The sequence below is a fragment of the Lactiplantibacillus plantarum genome (genome assembly GCF_014131735.1).
Lineage (GTDB): Bacteria > Bacillota > Bacilli > Lactobacillales > Lactobacillaceae > Lactiplantibacillus > Lactiplantibacillus plantarum.
In genome coordinates, this window is record NZ_CP039121.1 from 454,818 (window position 1) to 474,159 (window position 19,342).

Below are 19,342 nucleotides of genomic sequence, written 5' to 3' on the forward strand. Positions count from 1 at the left end.
GCTTACCTACTTTCTTAGTGCTAAGCCGCCCGCAATAACAATGAGCAGACCGCTTAGAATCCCGAAGAAGCTGACAAAGACGAAGTTAAGAATCCCACAAAGGATGATCAACCAGCCCATTAAAACGTGATTGCGATTAATCATGACACTTAAAATAATCGCGAGGACAGAGACAATAATGCAGCCAACGCCAAGATTGCTGACCCCAGCCGATCCGCTGGTTTCTAAAGCACTACCGATGCCGCCGATGGTCATCGCCAGTAAGCCGGCAATGATACCGAAGATACCGCCAATAATTCCTAAAACTAATTCGGCTGTTCGCGAATGGGGTGCGACTGGTGTGACTTCGTTATTCTGATATTTTGACATTGTAATTCCTCCAAAAGTATGGTTATGATAAAAGTTAGTAATTTTGATAAAAAGGGGGGTGTCACGGTGTTACCGATTGTTCAAGCAATGCAATTGTTAAGTACGGCTGGTTATGAACCACTAGGACCATTAGTTGCGCAACGCGAGTTTCCGTTACTGGTTAAGAAGCAACAGGTTGTTTCGGTAGCTAAACTAGTAAATCCTGATAATATTCCTGTTCTACAGCGTTTGAAGCAGCAGCCAATTCCCCGAATGCCCCGGATCGAAGCATTATTAACGGCGGCTGATTGCATTGTAAGTGTTGAGACCTTAATTAATGGTCAAACACTAGCGGATCGATTGGCAACACAAGGACCGTTTTCCCCCGAAATGACGGTGCGCGTCGCACAAGAATTGTTGATAACGCTACAGGCGTTGGGGCAACAACAAATTGTGCATCGGGACCTTAAACTAAGTAACGTGATGTGTTATCGGGATCACTACTATTTGATTGACGTCAACGCAGCACGACAATATCATGCTGAGCAAGACAGTGATACTCGTTTATTAGGCACGATCGGTTTTGCCGCACCTGAAAACTATGGCTTCGCCCAAACGGATCAACGGAGCGATCTATATTCGTTAGGGGTCGTTCTAAACTGTTTGTTGACTGGTCAAGAGCCGAGCGGGCCGTTAGATACAACGACACTGACACAGGATTCAACATGGGCCCCGATTATTATGAAGGCCACGGCCCTAGACCCACAGCAACGATATCAAAGTGCGACTGCAATGTTAGCAGCGTTACCTGGTCATGAGCATTATCGGCCGCACCGTCAATCAATGATTAAGCGAATACAGGCCCGGCAATGGTGGCCGAAAGTCAAACGACCTTTACAAATCAGTTTGTGGGGCCTCTACATCTTGCTCGTAGTTGCGACCATTGGTGCTGGCTTTGATAACACGACTTGGCCCGCCCGCGTCGATTTTTGGACCGAGGGTTTTATGATTATCGGGGCGCCACTGATTGCGCACTATGCCAATCAGTGGCTAAAACACCATTGGTCGGTATTACGCTGGCACCGATATCGGTGGTGGTTACGAGTAGCAGAAGCCATCTTCATATTTTTGATGTTAGGCCGTAACGGCTAGTGTACGTAGGCTGGTTAACCAATTACTAGTACGATAAATAGCATAACCGTTTAGTTATCAAAAGGCTTATGCAAAATGCATAATTTTCTGACTGCGGTGTTGATAACGTTGCGACTGCGTTGGCGCGACGACTGAATTCGACTGGGTAAGACTTTACTCAGTCGAATTTTGATTTAGAGGTCAGGAAAGTGGTTGAAAATAATCCTGAAAACTGTTGATGTGTTTTCAGGATTATTTGAGGAGACGATTGTATTTATGGTACAATGCTAGTCGTTGACGTTTGATAATATAAATATATCTAATTAAATATAAGAAAGGAATATTTTGTCGAAATGGATTTAAAGCAAAGCGATGGTTGGCGATACTTAGCTGGGTGGAGCTTCATTCTATTAATGGTGGCGAGTGCCACATTGCAACATGATGCGGAAATCATTTTACCCGAAATCGGTGCTCTGACAGCCGGGACGTGGGTTTATCGTAAGACGGCGTGGACTCGGCAACCCTTAAAGTTATTCTTAGTACCATCTGGAACTGCAATTATTGGCTTCTTAGTCAATCAACTACCTTGGTCGTACGCCCTCAAAGTGCTTGTCGGTCTATTACTGATGCTATTATTATTGAAGGGGTTAAAATCGAATTTGGCGCCAGCCTTTGCTACTGGCTTACTGCCAATTATCATTAATGCAACGCACTGGACCTTTATCGTAGCCATCTTTTTCTGGACTATTTGCCTGATGATTGGGGCTTGGATTCAACGACCGCGATCAATCTCACGGGTAACCGAAGCTTCTGCTAGTCGCTGGCAAATGCTCGGCTTTATCAGCCTAGTTTTTGTCTGGGTGGGTATTGTTTGGCTAGCGGGACAGTCCCAGATGGCCGCAATCCCACCCGTGATCGTCGTTTTCTTTGAAGCGGCTCAACAGTCTGAATATACGGTAACGACCGCACTTAAGCAGTGGCTTGCATTGTCGGCTGCTGCTAGTATTGGGGTCGGCATTCACCTATTGATTGCTTCGTGGCTATTAACGACGGTCATTGCCTTACCACTTGTGTATTTGTGGTTACGGGCGCTTAACTTACAATTGCCAGCAGCGTATGCCTTTCCACTATTAGCCTTAGTGTTACCAGCCAATATGTTTAACAAACTACCGACATCCGCCGGTTTAGCGGCCGCTTTCTTCCTAGGATCGTTACTCATCTACCATCAGATCTTGGGTTGGGTACGCATGGCGGTGACTGAAAGCTAGTTGTCAGTCATTCCTGAAAAATGGTCAAAAAAATACCAACTATTTCGAAATAATCGAGATAGTTGGTATTTTGGCATTTAATTAAGCTTTATTGATTCGGTTATCCGCATACATGTATTTCCGGGTCATTGGTAAGGTTCGTGATGAAGCACCTTTAGTTACGAGGTACTGCATGACGTCAATGTTACCAGACTGGAAGGAAGCGGCACAGGCTTGTAGGTAGAGATCCCACATGCGAGTGAAGCGCACGCCCATCTTTTCTTCGATGGCAGCGCGCTTAGCGTTAAAGTTTTTATCCCAGATTTCAGTCGTCCGTTGGTAATGGCGACGGAGGGTTTCAACGTCAGCGACTTGTAAGCCGGCGTCAACAATGTGTTGTAAGTTTTCGGTCATCCCAGGAACGTAGCCACCTGGGAAAATGTACTTATCTAACCAACCGTTAGTGGCGCCACCTTGTTGCCGGGTGATGCCGTGCAATAAGGCAACGCCGTCAGCTTTAAGATAGTGGTTAACGCGTTCAAAGTACATTGCTAAGTTGTCCTTACCGACGTGTTCGAACATCCCAACACTGGTAATGTAGTCGAAAGTTTCGTCGCCAAGTTCACGGTAATCTTGTAACCGGACTTCAGCAACATCACTGAGGCCTTCATCCTTGATGCGTTGAGCAACTAGGTTATATTGTTCTTGTGATAACGTGACCCCGACGACTTTTAAGCCGTATTCTTTAGCGGCAGTCAACATCAACGTACCCCAACCGCAACCAATGTCTAGTAAGGTCTTGCCAGGTTGTGGGTTGAGCTTTTGAATGATGTGATGAACCTTATGAATCTGGGCTTCTTCTAATGTATCAGTGTCATGTTTGAAGTAAGCACAAGAATAGGTCATGGTTGGATCAAGCCACATCTTGTAGAAGTCGTTACCCACATCGTAATGGCTTTGGATGTCTTGTTGACTCTTCTTTTCAGAGTGAGATTGTTTAGGCATGAACTTCTTGAACTTAGAATTGTTGAAGAAACTTTCTGCCGATTCATAGGCCGATTCAATTAATTTTTGAATACTGCCATCAATTTCAATCTTGCCATCCATATAAGCTTCACCAAGGGCAATTGAAGCGTTCTTGGTAATTTCACGCATTGGAATGGCTTCTTTAAAAGTCACCGTGACTTCTGGTGTGCCTTCACCATAAGTTTCACTACTTCCATCCCAGTAGTTGACTGTGACGGGCATATTGAATGAGTGGCTTAGAAGGGTGTGGTAAAAGGTTTTTTCTAGCATTGCAATAAGGATCCTTTCTTCGTAAAATACACTAATTATTATACGCTTATGAAAACAGTTTTGTAAGCACAACGAATCGCGACCTGATTCGTAAACATGTTATAATAAATTAATTACAAAATCAGTTGATGGGGGTGTCGTGATGAAAAGATGGATGTGGATCGTGTTTGCAGTAATTATCGCTGTGGGGGTTGGTAGTTATTCATATACGCGGTACCGTCTGCAGGAAGACTCATACACGGCTGAAATGCGAACTGGTGAGCGGGCACTGCAAGCGCGGAATTATACGTTAGCGGAGACGAGTTTTACACATGCGACCAGAACGAAAGCTAGTAGTACTGAGGCGCAACGGTATTTAACCCAGACCCAGACTTATGTGGCTGGTCAAGAAGCATTGGCTGCGCGGAAATTTGACGTGGCTAAACGTGACTTTATGACGGTTAAGACGACCAAGCACGGTGCAGTTACGTTAATTAATCAGGCCCAAGAACAACTTGCCTTAATAAAAAAAGTGCAACAAAAACGCAAGACTTATCAACAACAGTATCAGAAAGCTGCTGAGCTGAATAAAGCGAATGAGTTTACGGATTCTAACGTTGTAATTGCTAAGTTATTGCAGGATAAGGCGTTTAAGCAACGTTACTATCAGGATATTCGGAAAAATGTGTTGGATTTACAGAAACAAAATAATGCGTCACTCAAGACATTGACCGGTTCAGCACCGGTGATCCCGAGTGCGGCACAAGCGGTTACGGGGATGACCGGAAGTCAGCAACAAACGCAACGCACGCCAGCCACTAAACAGCAGGTGGCTGCTTCATCATCAACTTCCTCAGCTAACCATTCGATGGGCTCGTCAGCTGCAGCTAACAACAGTTATGGTGACAGTCAAGTGCAGACGACTCGTGCTGAGTTGACTGCGCAAGGGCTCGACGGCAGTAGTTATAGTGATGCCCAAATTCGTGCTATTCTGCAACGAGCAGCGGCACAACACCTCTCACTGGCGCAAGCTGCCCAAACGATGAATTATAGCTCTGATCAGATTCAGGCAACGCGTGCGGAGCTAGCGCAAGCTGGATTTAATGCTAGTCAGTATACGGATGCCCAAATCGAGGCCATTTTACAACAAGCCAGTTTACAACATATGTCTCTGGCGCAAGCAGCGAGGTCGTTGCAGTAATATAAACAATTTAATAACAGTATGGAAGTCCACTTAACAATCATCGATAAAACACCTACTTTTAGGTGTCAATCGGTGATTTTTTTATAAAAACTGTTATAGAATGTAGGAGTAAGGACGGAAAGTTTTCGTTCTTGATATTTTGGTTCTACGGGGGCGGTCATTTTATATCGGTATTGGCCTTTTTTTAACGTTCATATGTCAAAATGGGTATAAAATTGACTATTTTGTGTACTATTTTTGTTTGATGCTATAGAATATTAACAGATTAGGGGGTTAAGGTGCCCGTTGATGATTGAATTAATGGCAGACCAAATTAACATGATTTGGTAAAGTAGTTCGATTGTCAATGGTGGGCATCGAAATTCAGTATGATTATTAATAAACATGTAATGCGCAGTACGAATGAAAAGCAAGTTCTGCAGCAGGTTATTAACGAAGGACCGATTAGCCGGAGCCAGATTTCACGGAACTTGAGTTTGAATAAAGTGACGGTTTCAGATATTTATAATCAGCTACTGCGGACCCAGTTCATCAAGGAAATTGGCTGTGGTGTCAGCACGAAAAACGGCGGTCGTAAACCAGTGATGGCTGAGCTGAACGTGAACTATGGTTTTGTGGCCAGCATTGACATGACGGCTGACGCAGTCAAACTTATGTATTCACGGTTGAATGGTAAAATTTTGCACTTTCAAAGCTTTAAGACGAGCGATATGACGTTGACGGATGTCATTGATTTGATTGAAGATCAATTACGGAACGTTGATGACTATGGTACGATTCATGGTCTGATGGGGGTCGCCATTGCGCTGGATGGGATTATTTATGAGAATAAAATCCTCAAGACACCGATCAAGGGACTAACACACTTTGATCTAGCAAAGTATTTACGTGATAAGCTACGGATTCCGGTAGTTCTGGAAAAGAAAGCTAACTTAACGGCCGTTTTTGAACGTGATTTCCATGACAATGAGATTTTCGATAACGTGGTTTCAGTAGTCGTTCGCGATCAAATTCATGCGGGAATCGTGGCTGATTCGCGACTATATTCTGGTCATGAAGGCGAAGCAGGTGAAGTGGGGACTGCTTTGTTAGAAGATCGGCACGTTGAGGACCACTTGGCATCCGTTAACGATTATGCTTCTGAAAAAGCCTTGTGGGCTCGGTTGAAGGCCATCAAGCATGTTGATCGATTAGATTTAACGACGGTCAAGCATGACTACATCAATCATGATCCGGAAGTGACAAAGGTCTTCGATGACTTTGTTTACTATCTATCTAAAGTGATTGCGAATGTTTCCACGGCGTTCGCGCCAGATGTGGTTGTGTTGAACACGACCGTTCTAGAAATCTTGCCACAACTATTGACTAATGTTCGGGAGAGCACGGCCAAGCTAACTTCGCCAAGTCGGCAAGTTCCGATCATTGCAACCAAGAACGTACAGTCGGCGGCCTTGTTGGGTGGCGCCTCAGTTATTATTCACCAAGCATTAGGATTAGAGAGCTTAAAGATGCAGTTCTCATAAGTCATTAAGTGTTTATTTAAACGAACGTGTGAAGTTTATCGAGTGATTAGTGATAAACTTGACACGTTTTTTGTCGATTCACAACGGCCTTTTAATTTTTATTGCTGAGACTTTCCGTTAGAATAGGAGTAAGGGATAGTAGAGGGGTGGATGTTGTGGAATTTTGGTCACAGTTAATACGAAATGTGCGCTGGCGGCGCGCCTGCGTATTGGCGTTGATTGTGTTAACGCTATACTTGGCATCAAGTATGATGAGTATCATTTTATTAACGTTTATTTTTACGTTCTTAGTGACGCGGTTAGTTCGGGCAGTTCGGCGGTGGGTGAAGATTCCACCGACGATCATTGTCCTAGTGGTCTACGCACTAGTCATTCTTGGAATTTACTTTGCTGTATCGATTTATTTACCGCAGTTGATCAAACAAACTTTTTTGACGTTTGAATCAGTCTATCGGTTTTATCAGAACCCATCACATGATACTAACCAAGTGTTGACGTGGGTGACATCGTATTTTCAAGAGTCGGATATACTCAAACAATTGAAGGGCGGTATTTCAGTTGTGTTCCAGTATATTACTAATATTGGTAATATGGGACTAACCTTCTTCTTGTCATTTATTTTGAGCTTCTTCTTTACGATTGAGGATCATCAGATGCGGGTCTTCACGAAGCGCTTTTTGACCAGTACGTTTGGCTGGTTCTTTCAAGACGTCCATTTCTTTGCCAAAAAGTTTGTGAATAGCTTTGGCGTTGTTTTGGAAGCGCAGTTCTTGATTGCGATTGTCAATACGGTGATTACGGTAGCCTTCATGGCAATCTTGAAGATGCCTCAACTGATTAGCTTGGGATTAATGATCTTTATTTTAAGTCTGATTCCAGTCGCTGGGGTGATTATTTCAGTCGTACCGCTGAGCTTGATTGCCTATTCGGTTGGCGGTTTGCGCTACGTGGTCTATATGCTCTTAATGATTTTGGTTGTGCACGCCTTAGAAGCCTATGTCTTGAATCCCAAGTTTATGTCGAGTCGCACGGAGCTGCCCATTTTTTATACGTTTGTCGTATTACTAGTGAGTGAGCGTCTGTTTGGTGTCTGGGGACTGATCGTCGGTGTACCGATTTTTAACTTTATTTTGGACATCATCGGCGTGAAACCGGTTCACCGGCCGCGACCTAACATTAATCTGAAAAAAACGATTACTTTCCACCCGGATTCTGAAAATAAGCGCTGATATTGTTTTGATTTTTCGCTTTTTCAGTGTAAAATAGGGTGAGTAAATAACTTAAGAAAGAGGTCATTAACTGCTATGGCAAAATTAGTATTGATTCGTCACGGTCAAAGTGAATGGAACTTATCTAACCAATTTACTGGTTGGGTTGACGTTGATTTAAGCGAAAAGGGTGTTGAAGAAGCTAAGGCTGCTGGTCAAAAAGTTAAAGAAGCAGGCTTAGAATTCGATTACGCCTTTACTTCAGTTTTGACTCGTGCCATCAAGACTTTGCACTATGTGCTTGAAGAATCCGACCAACTCTGGATTCCAGAAACCAAGACTTGGCGTTTAAACGAACGTCATTATGGTGCATTACAAGGATTGAACAAGAAGGAAACCGCTGAAAAATACGGTGACGACCAAGTTCATATCTGGCGTCGTTCTTATGATGTTTTACCTCCATTATTGAGTGCCGATGATGAAGGTTCAGCCGTTAACGATCGTCGTTACGCTGACTTAGACCCTAACATCGTCCCTGGTGGCGAAAACTTGAAGGTTACCTTGGAACGCGTTATGCCTTTCTGGGAAGACCAAATCGCACCTAAGTTATTAGACGGCAAGAATGTAATCATTGCTGCCCACGGTAACTCATTACGTGCCTTAAGCAAGTACATCGAACAAATCAGTGATGATGATATCATGGACCTTGAAATGGCTACTGGCGAACCAGTTGTCTATGACTTTGATGAAAAGTTAAAGGTTCTTGGTAAGGAAAAGTTAGGCAAATAATTTAATAGTTATTTACTAGTTTTTTGGAGCACTCCGCTGTCTCAGGGGAGTGCTTTTTTGGGCGCTGAGGGCCGATAAGAGTAATTTCTGGAAATAAGACCAGCTCCCAAAACGGCAGAATGAGAATAAAGCAGAGAATTGGAGTTAAAGCTAAATATGAGTGAAAAAGTAGCAGCAGATGAAGTGACACAACGTGAAATGATCCGGATTATTGGTTTGTTCCGCAAGCAAGGTTTCAAGGGGAACTACCTGAGTTTTCAACATGTGGCTGATGAAGGTGCCGCGTACTTCGTGGTCATGGGTGACGAAAACAATGGTAACCAGGGCTTGTTCAAAGCTAACTTATTGACTGGTGACGTGGCGTTCCAGTACATGTTGGATGAGGACCATGTGGTAAGTAAATAGATACCGGATAATTAGTATAAAAGCGTAATCGTTAATTTTCATGATGAAAGAGGCTATATCTGTCGTAGCCTCTTTTTTGTGTATCGAGTTTTATGAATGTTAATTTAAAAACTGGTATACTTACGTATAATAATTAGGTTGAAATGGATGTGCACTACGTTATCGTATAGCTATGTTTTATGAAGCTGTATTTAACCATAAAATAAGTAAAAAAGATAAGTTCAGACAAGCTTGAAATATGAGCTTGGTGCGGGTTGCACAGTGTAATTAACAGAATTACTGAGCTGGACAAAACAAGCGAAAAAGATAAGCTGAGATAAGGTTAGATAAGCTTGAAATATGAAGCTTGGTGCGGGGTTCACTTTAGTGCCAGCCAGAGATTTTCATCTTTGGATTTTTTTAACTCAACTATCTGATTGTACCTAATGTCAGCTATTCTTTTTCTGTAAGAATAGTTCTGATAACATGCCGTAAAGGCAGGTACCAAGAATAAAGATGGCCCAAAATATATCGGTAGTGGATTCAAATCCATGACTGTAATGCATCAGGACAGGAATAAAGAGAAGTAAAGAAATCCAGAATCTAAAGCTACGATAAAAATTTTTTTGAAATTTAAATTTCATTTTTATTGCCTCCAAAATGTTTTACCATACACTAATGCTGATGGAGATATTAGTCCAATCATTAATGTTTAAAGAGATGGTTAACGAATCTTCACAGTGACAGTTAGTTGTTAAAGATTTCAAACAGCAAAATAAATTTTCTTTGAAGTTAAGTCGCCATTTTTTAATGTTCTTCTATGCTTACTATTTATCAGCACTTCTGGATGATTTGTATCATAATTTCTATTATATAAAGTACCCCCTTGAGTTGAAGTAAATCCAGACTCAGGGGGGTATTATGTTTTCAGCTAAAATAAAGCAACAAGTTTTAAGTAAATATCTCCAGGGAAATTCGTCCCTGTTACTTATGAAAGAATATGGTATCAAAGGAAGTGCGACGATTTATCAGTGGCTCACTCAATTTGAAATTTTTGGCATTCAAGGATTAGAGAATTGTCGTAGGAAGACATTTTATGACTATTCCTTTAAAATCAAGGTTATCAAATGGTGACAAGAACATCATGCCTCATATCCAGTAACGGTAACCCATTTCAGATTGAAGCAACCGATGATGGCTTGGGACTGGGAACGAAGACTGATTGAGGGACGTCTTAAGCCATCCAAAGGATGGTCTTTAAAAATGACAGATAAATCTAAACAATCTAAGACATTGAAACAACTTCAGGAAGAAAACGAGCTTTTACGAATCCGGTTAGCATACTTGGAAAAACTCGAAGCCTTGGCACAGAAAAAATCTCAAACCAAGAAAAAGCCAGCTAATCACTGAGCTAAGGCGTGAATTCAATGTTAAATTAGTTGTGGTTTTAAAAGCAGTATACATGCCGAATAGTAGTTACTACGATGCACTTCACCGTAAATATCAATCAGGATCATCAACGTTAATCACAAGGCAGTACTTTGTATTATGCGTGAAAATAATCTCCTTTGTCAGGCATTCAATCGTCGAACGAAGAAATATAACTCTTATAAAGGAACTGTTGGTACAGTTGACCATAACCGTTTAAACCGTCGTTTTAAAACGGATTGTCCATTTCAAAAAATCGTTACTGATGTAACGGAATTCCGTTAGGGGAATCAAACAATCAACGAACGTGCATACTTTACAGCTTATATTGACCTTTATAACGGAGAAATTCTTGAATGGGCCATTGGTCGTAGACCAACGGTAGCCTTCATCACACGCCCCCTTGAACGATTAGTGGCACGACGTTCGGGCTTACCATACCGTATGCAATTCATTAGGATCAGGGGTTTCAGTATCAGAACTGTCGGTACGTGAATATTTTGCGACAAGCTCGCGTTTTCCAAAGCATGAGCTGCAAGGGCACATGCCTAGATAATGTGGTAGCTGAAAGTATCTTTCACATTCTTAAAGTTGGCACGGTTCACAATTAGCAGCTTAGAAATTCACTCCAATTTATGGGGTTCACTTCAGTTGTGTTTTTTATATAAGGTTACTGAAGAAACGAAGTTAGAGCGGTATTCAGCCGACTAATTGAATCGAGATTTTTAACAAGAATTTAAGCTCAATATCTGCGGAAAACTACAATTTCTTAATAAAGGCTCTTGAAATACCAGATAAGAAACTAGCACACTTGATCTTATTTGTGAGTATAATTGACTTATCAGGTTAACTTGGAGGTTGATGGCATGCAAGTGAGTCAATATCAAGATTTACGTGTTCAGCGAACAATCAATAGTATTTACGATGCTTTTAAACGGTTAATTTGCGAAAAAGAATATTCAAAAATTACAGTGACCGAATTGGCTAAGATGGCCCAGATCAACAAAAAAACATTTTATCGGTATTATCCGACTTTAGATGATTTACTGATTGAATTACAGACGCGATACTCTCAAGCCTATCTAAAAGAGATTGGTAATTTACAATATCCACGAGATCTAGCAAAAAGTGTGGAAGCTTTTTTCACCTATTCCGCTACTCAGGGTGAGGCATATGATCGAATTACGACGTGCTCAGTGGGGTCTTACGTTGGCATTCGGCAACAAATGATCAACGAAGTCATGACTAAAACTTGGGGCCAGTCCCAGGAGTTTAATCAGCTTGCGGATTGGAAACAAAGAATTTTACTAGATTTTGTGGAGCAGACGGGACTGAAGGTTTATACAACTTGGGTTGCAACTGGTAAGAAAGAACCCCTTGAAGCAGTTATTAGCGCTGCTACCGAATTAATGCAAGGCGGTGTAGAACAGTATTTAAAATTAGAGCAGTGAGTCAATTTTCAGTTTGAGTATGAGTATAAGGGTCGAGATTGTTAAAAATACAGTCTCGGCCCTTATTTTGTATATTGAAAGAATTTTGACGATTTTGGAAGCCTACTAGCGATTAATGTGTACTCTAAGGATGTTTATTACTTGATTCACGTTTTAATGGACGAAAAAATAATCAAATTGATATATTTTATGCGCCAAATTCAGAAAAAGTGTGGCATAAGTCCCGCTTTTAAAAATACTGCCCATTTTTTAGTGACGGAATCCATCGCATAATGAATCCATCAGCAACGAAATAACGGAGGCTATTAAATGACAGTTAAAATTAATGAAGAACGGGCAGTTGCTCGTGTTGTTCACCAACAAGTTCAGGGAATGTTAGAAAAAAATCTTGAATTGCTTGATCAGGTAATCGCACCAAATGCTAAGTTAGTGCACATCACAGGAACTGTTCAAAGCAAGGCTGAATGGCTACAACAGATTAGACTTGGACGCATGCACTACTTTAGTAGTCATGAGGTTTTGTTTCAAGTGGTTGTAAAAGGGAAGCAGGCGCAAGTAGTCATGCGTAACGAGTTGGATGCACGCATCTATGGATTCCGGAATACGTGGCCTTTGCAATCCAAGGTCGAGTTAGTTAAGGGACCACACGGCTGGCAAATTATTGCCTCACACGCGTCGATGTATTAGAAGGAGAAATGATGACAAAAAGAAGAATGGCAATCGCAACGATTGCGTTGTTAATTGCGAATTTTATGGGTGGCTTAGATGCTACCATTGTTAATACTGCATTACCGGCAATTACCAGTGATTTAAATGGGATTCGCCTGATTGGCTGGATCAGCTCAATCTTTTTATTAGGGACAGCAGTTACGACGGTTTTATGGGGCCGAGTGGGTGAATTGATTGGTAATAAGCTCACCTTCCAAATTTCGGTTGTGCTATTTATCATTAGTTCGGTAGTTGGTGGTTTGTCTACTAATATGGTCATGTTAATTATTGCCCGAGCCTTTATGGGAATTGGCGCTGGTGGAATGGTTTCCATCCCATTTATCATTTATGCGGACTTATATGAAAATCCTGCTGAACGAGCACGAGCCTTGGGATGGGTCACGGCGTTTTATACGTTATCCACCGTTGTCGGTCCCTTGATTGGTGGCTGGCTCGTAGACACATTGTCTTGGCATTGGGTATTCTTTATTAACTTACCCATTGGAATTATCTCACTCCTGTTATTGCAATTCTCTTACCGTGAGAGTGAGCATGAAGCTACTCAAAAACGATTTGATTATTTAGGATCAGGACTGTTGATTGTAACCCTGATTGTTTTACTGTTTGCTAGTGACGCAATCGCTCCAAATTTAACTCAAGCGTTGGTTTTACTGGTAATTGGTTTGATCTTAATGGTTATTTTTTACCAAGTTGAAAAACGGCAAAAAAATGCATTGGTACCCACTGAATTACTGAAAAATTGGCGTATCCAATCGCAAAATGTCATCATGTTTCTGATTAACGGTTTCTTCATCGGTTATAGTGTCTACGCACCAATGTGGTCACAGGGACTGTTAGGTACTAGTGCCACGTTAGGTGGTTTGACCCAGATTGCTGGTTCGATCCTATTATTGGTGGGGACAAGGTATACTGCTCATTTGATGGTAAAAATGCCGTATAAACGAATCGTTATGTTTGGAATCCTTAGTGTTTTACTATCAGCATTATCGATGGTGATGGCGACCCAATTTGCGCCTTATTGGTGGTTATTAGTTAGTGGTGGCTTTAATGGTTTGGGAATGGGCTTATCGTTTACACCAATGCAAGTTTCACTACAGGATGGCGTTCGACGAGATCTAATTAGTGTTTCAACAACTTTCGGGTTGTTATTCAGAACACTTGGTCAAACGTTTATGTCTTCAATTTTTGGTGCGATTTTGAGCATTAGTACTGCTAGCCAGATTGGTGGGAAAATTACGACGCAGATGATCAATAAGTTAACGGATGCAAGTTCGGCACGCTCGTTACCACAGAACTTGTTACCACAGCTCCGCACCATTTTATTTAATGGTATGCATTTAATTATGGTGATTGGTTTGATTTTGGTGGTCATTGCGTTTGTAATTAATCTGACTCGCAAAGAACCTGCCAAGCAACCACGGTAAAATATTTTAAGCGTCGGTTATGAGTTAAGCGTGGCATATGTCTCAATTTTTAAAACATTGACCATTTTTATATAAGCCAATTTACGCGATAATCAAGGTGTAATCAAGAAAGGAAGTCCCAAATATGATGGATATTCAAGAAGTTTCAGATCGGTTAGCTTTAAAGCAGGTTGTTGATTTATTTTCAAATTACTCAGACACTAAAGAAAATGAGAAGCAGGTTCAACTCTTTTTACCAAACGGTAAAGTAAATATTATTAATGATGGTAAAGTTACGTTTACGCTGAATGGGCGTCAGGAAATTCTGAACGCTTTCAGTTCTTCAATGGACGATTACTCAGCTGTCTTTCATATGAGTGGACAACAAACCGTTAGTTTCACGGACGCAACCCATGCGGATGGCATTGCTTATAATTACGTTACGCTGGTTAAAACCAATGAGCAAGGTCAAACGGTGACGACTAATGAAGGGGTCCGTTATCAAGATAAGTACGGAAAAGTCGATGGTCAGTGGTATATTGCAGAACGGAATTCTAACTTCATTTGGCATACGGAGGACGTGAAATAAATGAAAAAAGGTTTAATTATTGGTGCAACCGGATCAATTGGTAGTGCCGCACGTAAAATATTGTTAGCAAAAACGGACGTACAGTTGACTTTATATTCGCGCCGTGCAGACCGGTTAAAGTTGATAGTTGATCGTGAAACGGCGGTGGCAGGGAGTGTCACTGATGATGATCAACTAGATCAAGCGATTAAAGGACAGGACTTTGTTTTTGTCGCATTAAATGGTGATATGGATAGCTTTGCAGCTCATATTATCTCAGCGATGGAACGCAATGGCATTCAACGATTAATTTTTATTACAACGATGGGAATTTATCAGGAAATTCCAGCGTGGTTAGGTGATTCGCCGGAACCTTACCACAATCCGATTTTAAAATCGTTTCGGCAGGCAGCTGACCGTATTGAACAATCAGATTTAAACTACACAATTATTCGTCCTGGTTGGTACAATAACGGGCCAATCAATTATGAAATTACGCAAAAGGGCGAATCATTCGGTGGTCATGACATTTCACGCGATAGCATTGCCGATTACGTCATGAAACTAATTACGGAACCAGCGCTCGACAACCGAGCTAGCGTTGGAATCAATACCCCAGAATAGGAGCAGCTAATATGAAAAAAGAAATCACATTAAATAATGGTTTGAAAATGCCAGTATTAGGATTCGGAGTCTTCCAAATCCCCGATTTTGAAGAATGTAAGCAAGCAGTCTTGACTGCTTTAAAACAAGGTTACCGGTTGATCGATACGGCAGCTGCGTATGGCAATGAACGAGCGGTCGGCGCCGCCATTCGTGAGAGTGGCATCGCCCGTGAAGAAATTTTTGTAACGACTAAGTTATGAGTTATGGGTCCAAGATGCGGGTTATGAGCAAACACAAGCCGCTATCCAGGCCTCACTTACACGTCTTGGACTTGATTATATTGATTTATACTTGATCCACCAACCGCTAGGCGATGTTTATGGTTCATGGCGAGCAATGGAAGCTGCTTACCACGATGGTCAATTAAAGGCACTGGGAGTGGCCAACTTTGAAAATGACCGGTTACAAGATTTGATTATGCATAATGAAGTCAAACCCACAGTCGATCAGATTGAACTTCACCCATTTTATCAACAACCACAACGGGTTCAGTGGTTATTGAATCATGACATCGTACCGGAAGCCTGGGGCCCATTTGCAGAAGGCAAGAAGGGAATTTTCACAAACTCAGCCATTCAAGAAATTGCTGAAGCACATGGGAAGACGAACGGTCAGATTATTTTGAAATGGTTGAACCAGCGTAATATTGTGGTGATTCCTAAATCCGTGCATGCAGCCCGCATTGTTGAGAATTCTCAAATATTTGATTTTGAGTTAACTCAAGACGAGATGCAACAAATGACAAAATTAGACGAGGGCACGAGCCTATTTGGCAACATGCATGATCCTGAAACGGTAGCGCAATTGGGTGGCTTTAAGTTTGACTATTAATTGGCGGTGATACGTAAGAAATCAAAAACTGCTTAAGACCAACTTGTTGACTGGTGAAGTAGCGTTTAAATCTGTATTGGCTGAGGAGCACGTGATAAGTTCAAATTAATGATTGATAGTGAGCACGATTACTGATTCTAGTCATTGTGCTTTTTACTGTAAAACGTGTAACTATCAACTTTTCAGCTAATCGTTACGCGTTTGGCAGGCTTCGTATTATTACTGGATATGAACAGGTGTGTTTACTGGGATATGCTCGTACATCCACTTAGCATCCGAAATGGACAAGCGGACGCAACCATGTGAATCGGACCTTTTGCCGAGTAAGGCTGCCTTGCTGGCAATATAGTGATCGGATGCGTCTACTGGAACCGAGTGAAAGAGGTAGACGCCGTGATCCTTAAATGAGACCCAGTAATTGGCACCTTCGTTCAAGCTAGCATTGTAAAAATGCAGGCCGCGTTCAGGTTGGATAACGAAATCGCCTTTGGGAGTTGCATTTGCACCGGGTTTACCGGTAGTGGCAAGCATTGTGTACAGGAGCTTATTGCCAGCTTTCAGGTAGACCCGCTGTTTTGCAACGGAGACATCAATCCTCAAGTTGGGATAATTTTGCACATTCGGATAAGGATGGTTGGATTCAGAAGGGCCGTGCCAATCAACCGGGGTTGCCGTTGCAGCGGCTGTTTTATGGCTGACACTACTTTTACGCGTTTTAGATTTAGTATGGCTTGAATTAGAGTGGCTTGTACTGGCAGCTTGAGCCCTAGTTGCTTCGAAAGCAAAACTATTTCTAACCATACTTCTAATCCCAAATAGTAGCACTATTCCGGAAAAAGATAAGGTTAGATATAGAATAAACTTTGTTGTTAGTTTCATGTAATCATACTCCTTAATTTTACATTACTGCATAGCGGAGGGTGCCAGAGCCAGAAATGTATTGTAACCAAGTGTAACCGTCAGCAGTAATCTGGGCGTTATAAATAACAGAGTCACCGGGGTAGTAGACCCCAACTATTGACGCTGACGTTGATGGTGCAGTTCGGATGTTGGTTTGTTGAGTAAAGGTAAAAGTACCCGAAATATTGTTGGTATTGTATTGTGCTGAGGTGCCACTCATTGCAACGTAACGCGTATTGCCAGAGCCGGAAAGATACTGTAACCAGATATATCCCTCAGCGTTAACTTGACCTGTGTAAGTAACTGAATCACCAGGATAGTAAGTACCGACAACGGGTGCCGATAGTGAAGGTGCAGTCCGAATGTTTGTGTTCTCAGTAAATGTATAAGTGCCAGATACATTTCTCATAGGATTGGTTGGCGTATATGTCGATGTTGACGGAATACTTATCGTACTTGGCAAAGCAACGTAATGGATTGCACCGGTACTAGCAATATATTATAACCAAGTATATCCTTCAGCTTTAATCTGACCTGTGTAATTAACCACGTCCCCAGGATAATAAACACCAATGATAGGTGCAGATAAGGATGGTTCTGTCTGGATATTCGAATTCTGAATAAAGGTATAAGTGCCGGACCTGTGGTTACCGGTGGTTGTAGTTGTCGAACCAGTATTGCCCGTAAAGGCTTCTTGATCCCATTCCTGCAGATCGTAATCTTGAATGGCATTAATTAATGAAGTGGCATAGTTAGGTGCCGTTGCGTAGCCATCGTTTTGCAAATCCCATGCAACGGTCGAATAATTTTTTACTCCAAGCAAATTACGGTAACGAGAATTTTGATTAAGGAATGCGCCATGATCAACAATACTAGTTGCCCAGTCTGGGTATTTTCGAAAGGTAGCCTCAATCGTTACGTCTTCGCCATTTAAATATTCTGTTGTTGGCATTTCAATAGAATGACCATGATATGAGCCTTTGATTCCAAATAAATTATGACCTTGAACTGATAATGTGGATTTTCCTCAACCACTTTCGAGTAATGCTTGTGCTCCAGAAATGGATGGTAGAATATGATATTGTGACCACCCAATCATTGCACCAGGTTTAATTGCAATGAAAAAGTTTTTTACATAATTTGGAACGCCTTGTTCAACGTCATCGCGAAGTAAAGCAACATTAGGAAGTGTGAAGCGTAAAAATTGACCTGGTTTAAACGAAAATGAACTATGTACTGTAAATGGTCGAACATGGATAGAATTAGTTGTAACGGGTGTCGGGGATGTGATAGGGGCTGAATCATCAATAAATTGCGTGCTATGACTAGGAATAGCTGGTGCTGCTACCGTTGTCGGAGTATTTGCAATAGTTGACTTGATGTTGTCGGTGAAACTGACATTGGATTTTGCTGGTATATATGGTGCCGTACTGGCTACGGAGGTAGCCGCGCTATTACTTGTAGTTGCTGTCTCATTTGAATTTAGCTTACCAGTAGTGGATTTAGATATTTGTTTGCTTGCTGTAGTTGTGGAAATATTACTAGTGGCTGAACTGGCCTGCTGGCTAGTAGTAGTTGCTGTTGAAAATTGATGGGTTGCTGAAGACACGTTAGTAGCACTGTTAGCCGTAATTGTACTAATTGATGATACTTCTGAGGTAGCACCTGAAGTTGCGGCTTTAACTTTAGTGGTACTAGGACTTGATGTTTGATCAGCTTTCCCTTGTACAGGCTTTGCTAATATAATTCCTAAAACACTGCTCATTACGACAATAGAACTGAGTTCGACAATCTTATGACTAGTGTTCTTGTTATACGTACTCCATTTTTTCATAAAATATTCCTCCAATTTCTGTGCGATAAATGAAAAAATCACAACAGCCACGTGATTATTTCCACGAGTTGAATCCTAGCACCTGGTTATTCGGATGGAAACGTCAAATTAAATGAATAGTTGTAAGTAAGGTTCGTCTTGATGATTATAGCGGGTGTAAACTGACTTGCTTGGGTAACTGTGGATTTTTTGAGACTGATACGGTGTGGAAAAATCATAGTCAGGAAAGTTTCCAAATTAATTTAGGGTCGCAGTCTTTTAGGGTGGGCGCTAAGTGGTAGTGATGTGATTGTTGGCAGTAAAGTGGTAGCCGTGTAGGTATAATAAGACTAACGACCATTGCTTGCACCTTTAACGCGTGACTACTGAAAGTACCAATGTTTTGTGGCGATGGCGATAAAAACAACGGTTATTAGAGGTTGC

The 19,342-nt window shown here is 41.7% G+C and carries 20 protein-coding genes and 1 pseudogene; 15 read left to right on the forward strand and 6 right to left on the reverse strand.

All coding sequences use genetic code 11. The features are described 5' to 3' along the window. Positions 1-6: 6 nt before the first annotated feature. The gene (locus E5260_RS02025; protein WP_003642412.1) at positions 7-369 is read right to left on the reverse strand and encodes a DUF4064 domain-containing protein; all 363 of its coding nucleotides are present in this window, start codon (positions 367-369) and stop codon (positions 7-9) included. 24 nt (positions 370-393) lie between these two features. On the opposite strand from E5260_RS02025, the gene E5260_RS02030 reads away from it, so the two are divergent. After that, a complete protein-coding gene (locus E5260_RS02030; protein WP_021357081.1) occupies positions 394-1,500 on the forward strand; it encodes a serine/threonine protein kinase in 1,107 nt (368 codons plus the stop codon). A 332-nt stretch (positions 1,501-1,832) separates the two neighbouring features. Next, the gene (locus tag E5260_RS02035) at positions 1,833-2,747 is read left to right on the forward strand and encodes a hypothetical protein (RefSeq protein ID WP_003642410.1); all 915 of its coding nucleotides are present in this window, start codon (positions 1,833-1,835) and stop codon (positions 2,745-2,747) included. 81 nt (positions 2,748-2,828) lie between these two features. On the opposite strand, the gene E5260_RS02040 is transcribed toward E5260_RS02035, so the two are convergent. Then, positions 2,829-4,022 carry an SAM-dependent methyltransferase gene (locus E5260_RS02040; RefSeq protein WP_003642409.1) on the reverse strand — a complete coding sequence of 398 codons (1,194 nt, stop codon included), beginning with the start codon at positions 4,020-4,022 and terminating at the stop codon, positions 2,829-2,831. 142 nt (positions 4,023-4,164) lie between these two features. Here E5260_RS02040 and E5260_RS02045 point away from each other — a divergent pair, with 142 nt between their 5' ends. The 13 genes and pseudogenes from E5260_RS02045 to E5260_RS02105 all read left to right on the forward strand — a co-directional run bounded on the left by E5260_RS02045 (position 4,165) and on the right by E5260_RS02105 (position 16,185). Further along, positions 4,165-5,202 (forward strand): hypothetical protein, encoded by a 1,038-nt coding sequence (locus E5260_RS02045; protein WP_003642408.1) that lies wholly within the window; start codon positions 4,165-4,167, stop codon positions 5,200-5,202. A gap of 371 nt (positions 5,203-5,573) precedes the next feature. Then, on the forward strand, positions 5,574-6,728 hold the full coding sequence (locus E5260_RS02050) for an ROK family protein (protein WP_003642407.1): 1,155 nt from the start codon (positions 5,574-5,576) through the stop codon (positions 6,726-6,728). A gap of 155 nt (positions 6,729-6,883) precedes the next feature. Next, positions 6,884-7,957: an AI-2E family transporter gene (locus E5260_RS02055; RefSeq protein ID WP_003642406.1), complete on the forward strand. Its 1,074-nt coding sequence runs from the start codon at positions 6,884-6,886 to the stop codon at positions 7,955-7,957. A 75-nt stretch (positions 7,958-8,032) separates the two neighbouring features. Continuing rightward, positions 8,033-8,725 carry a 2,3-diphosphoglycerate-dependent phosphoglycerate mutase gene (locus E5260_RS02060; protein WP_003642405.1) on the forward strand — a complete coding sequence of 231 codons (693 nt, stop codon included), beginning with the start codon at positions 8,033-8,035 and terminating at the stop codon, positions 8,723-8,725. A 156-nt stretch (positions 8,726-8,881) separates the two neighbouring features. Next, complete coding sequence (locus tag E5260_RS02065; protein WP_003642404.1) at positions 8,882-9,130, forward strand: hypothetical protein; 249 nt, start codon at positions 8,882-8,884, stop codon at positions 9,128-9,130. A 969-nt stretch (positions 9,131-10,099) separates the two neighbouring features. Further along, positions 10,100-10,243 carry a hypothetical protein gene (locus tag E5260_RS02070; RefSeq protein ID WP_228977904.1) on the forward strand — a complete coding sequence of 48 codons (144 nt, stop codon included), beginning with the start codon at positions 10,100-10,102 and terminating at the stop codon, positions 10,241-10,243. A 129-nt stretch (positions 10,244-10,372) separates the two neighbouring features. Continuing rightward, on the forward strand, positions 10,373-10,519 hold the full coding sequence (locus E5260_RS02075; RefSeq protein ID WP_013355952.1) for a hypothetical protein: 147 nt from the start codon (positions 10,373-10,375) through the stop codon (positions 10,517-10,519). 884 nt (positions 10,520-11,403) lie between these two features. After that, positions 11,404-11,988 carry a TetR/AcrR family transcriptional regulator gene (locus E5260_RS02080; protein ID WP_003642400.1) on the forward strand — a complete coding sequence of 195 codons (585 nt, stop codon included), beginning with the start codon at positions 11,404-11,406 and terminating at the stop codon, positions 11,986-11,988. Positions 11,989-12,297: 309 nt separating this feature from the next. Then, positions 12,298-12,675: a nuclear transport factor 2 family protein gene (locus E5260_RS02085; protein ID WP_003642398.1), complete on the forward strand. Its 378-nt coding sequence runs from the start codon at positions 12,298-12,300 to the stop codon at positions 12,673-12,675. An 11-nt stretch (positions 12,676-12,686) separates the two neighbouring features. Then, positions 12,687-14,141 carry an MFS transporter gene (locus E5260_RS02090; protein WP_011102062.1) on the forward strand — a complete coding sequence of 485 codons (1,455 nt, stop codon included), beginning with the start codon at positions 12,687-12,689 and terminating at the stop codon, positions 14,139-14,141. Between the two features lie 124 nt (positions 14,142-14,265). After that, on the forward strand, positions 14,266-14,709 hold the full coding sequence (locus E5260_RS02095; RefSeq protein ID WP_003642396.1) for a nuclear transport factor 2 family protein: 444 nt from the start codon (positions 14,266-14,268) through the stop codon (positions 14,707-14,709). Next, positions 14,710-15,312, forward strand: a complete 603-nt coding sequence (locus E5260_RS02100; RefSeq protein ID WP_003642395.1) for an NAD(P)H-binding protein — start codon at positions 14,710-14,712, stop codon at positions 15,310-15,312. A gap of 11 nt (positions 15,313-15,323) precedes the next feature. Next, positions 15,324-16,185: pseudogene (locus E5260_RS02105) on the forward strand (aldo/keto reductase). A 219-nt stretch (positions 16,186-16,404) separates the two neighbouring features. Here E5260_RS02105 and E5260_RS02110 read toward each other — a convergent pair. The 4 genes from E5260_RS02110 to E5260_RS02125 all read right to left on the reverse strand — a co-directional run bounded on the left by E5260_RS02110 (position 16,405) and on the right by E5260_RS02125 (position 18,919). Beyond that, positions 16,405-17,064 carry a L,D-transpeptidase gene (locus E5260_RS02110; RefSeq protein WP_003642392.1) on the reverse strand — a complete coding sequence of 220 codons (660 nt, stop codon included), beginning with the start codon at positions 17,062-17,064 and terminating at the stop codon, positions 16,405-16,407. Positions 17,065-17,083: 19 nt separating this feature from the next. Then, positions 17,084-17,494, reverse strand: coding sequence for an SH3 domain-containing protein (locus E5260_RS02115; protein ID WP_003642391.1), 411 nt, complete (start codon positions 17,492-17,494; stop codon positions 17,084-17,086). Positions 17,495-17,584: 90 nt separating this feature from the next. Continuing rightward, complete coding sequence (locus tag E5260_RS02120) at positions 17,585-18,070, reverse strand: glucosaminidase domain-containing protein (protein ID WP_223843903.1); 486 nt, start codon at positions 18,068-18,070, stop codon at positions 17,585-17,587. Positions 18,071-18,112: 42 nt separating this feature from the next. After that, positions 18,113-18,919, reverse strand: coding sequence for a cell wall hydrolase/muramidase (locus tag E5260_RS02125; RefSeq protein WP_011102059.1), 807 nt, complete (start codon positions 18,917-18,919; stop codon positions 18,113-18,115). Positions 18,920-19,342: the final 423 nt, after the last annotated feature.

Coding starts and splice junctions, on each gene's coding strand:
- E5260_RS02090 (WP_011102062.1), top strand. CDS start 12,687: ATGACAAAAAGAAGAATGGCAATCGCAACGATTGCGTTGTTAATTGCG.
- E5260_RS02095 (WP_003642396.1), top strand. CDS start 14,266: ATGATGGATATTCAAGAAGTTTCAGATCGGTTAGCTTTAAAGCAGGTT.
- E5260_RS02125 (WP_011102059.1), bottom strand. CDS start 18,919: ATGAAAAAATGGAGTACGTATAACAAGAACACTAGTCATAAGATTGTC.
- E5260_RS02040 (WP_003642409.1), bottom strand. CDS start 4,022: ATGCTAGAAAAAACCTTTTACCACACCCTTCTAAGCCACTCATTCAAT.
- E5260_RS02110 (WP_003642392.1), bottom strand. CDS start 17,064: ATGAAACTAACAACAAAGTTTATTCTATATCTAACCTTATCTTTTTCC.
- E5260_RS02030 (WP_021357081.1), top strand. CDS start 394: ATGATAAAAGTTAGTAATTTTGATAAAAAGGGGGGTGTCACGGTGTTA.
- E5260_RS02100 (WP_003642395.1), top strand. CDS start 14,710: ATGAAAAAAGGTTTAATTATTGGTGCAACCGGATCAATTGGTAGTGCC.
- E5260_RS02025 (WP_003642412.1), bottom strand. CDS start 369: ATGTCAAAATATCAGAATAACGAAGTCACACCAGTCGCACCCCATTCG.
- E5260_RS02035 (WP_003642410.1), top strand. CDS start 1,833: ATGGATTTAAAGCAAAGCGATGGTTGGCGATACTTAGCTGGGTGGAGC.
- E5260_RS02115 (WP_003642391.1), bottom strand. CDS start 17,494: ATGAGAAATGTATCTGGCACTTATACATTTACTGAGAACACAAACATT.
- E5260_RS02080 (WP_003642400.1), top strand. CDS start 11,404: ATGCAAGTGAGTCAATATCAAGATTTACGTGTTCAGCGAACAATCAAT.
- E5260_RS02045 (WP_003642408.1), top strand. CDS start 4,165: ATGAAAAGATGGATGTGGATCGTGTTTGCAGTAATTATCGCTGTGGGG.
- E5260_RS02060 (WP_003642405.1), top strand. CDS start 8,033: ATGGCAAAATTAGTATTGATTCGTCACGGTCAAAGTGAATGGAACTTA.
- E5260_RS02085 (WP_003642398.1), top strand. CDS start 12,298: ATGACAGTTAAAATTAATGAAGAACGGGCAGTTGCTCGTGTTGTTCAC.
- E5260_RS02075 (WP_013355952.1), top strand. CDS start 10,373: ATGACAGATAAATCTAAACAATCTAAGACATTGAAACAACTTCAGGAA.
- E5260_RS02070 (WP_228977904.1), top strand. CDS start 10,100: ATGAAAGAATATGGTATCAAAGGAAGTGCGACGATTTATCAGTGGCTC.
- E5260_RS02065 (WP_003642404.1), top strand. CDS start 8,882: ATGAGTGAAAAAGTAGCAGCAGATGAAGTGACACAACGTGAAATGATC.
- E5260_RS02050 (WP_003642407.1), top strand. CDS start 5,574: ATGATTATTAATAAACATGTAATGCGCAGTACGAATGAAAAGCAAGTT.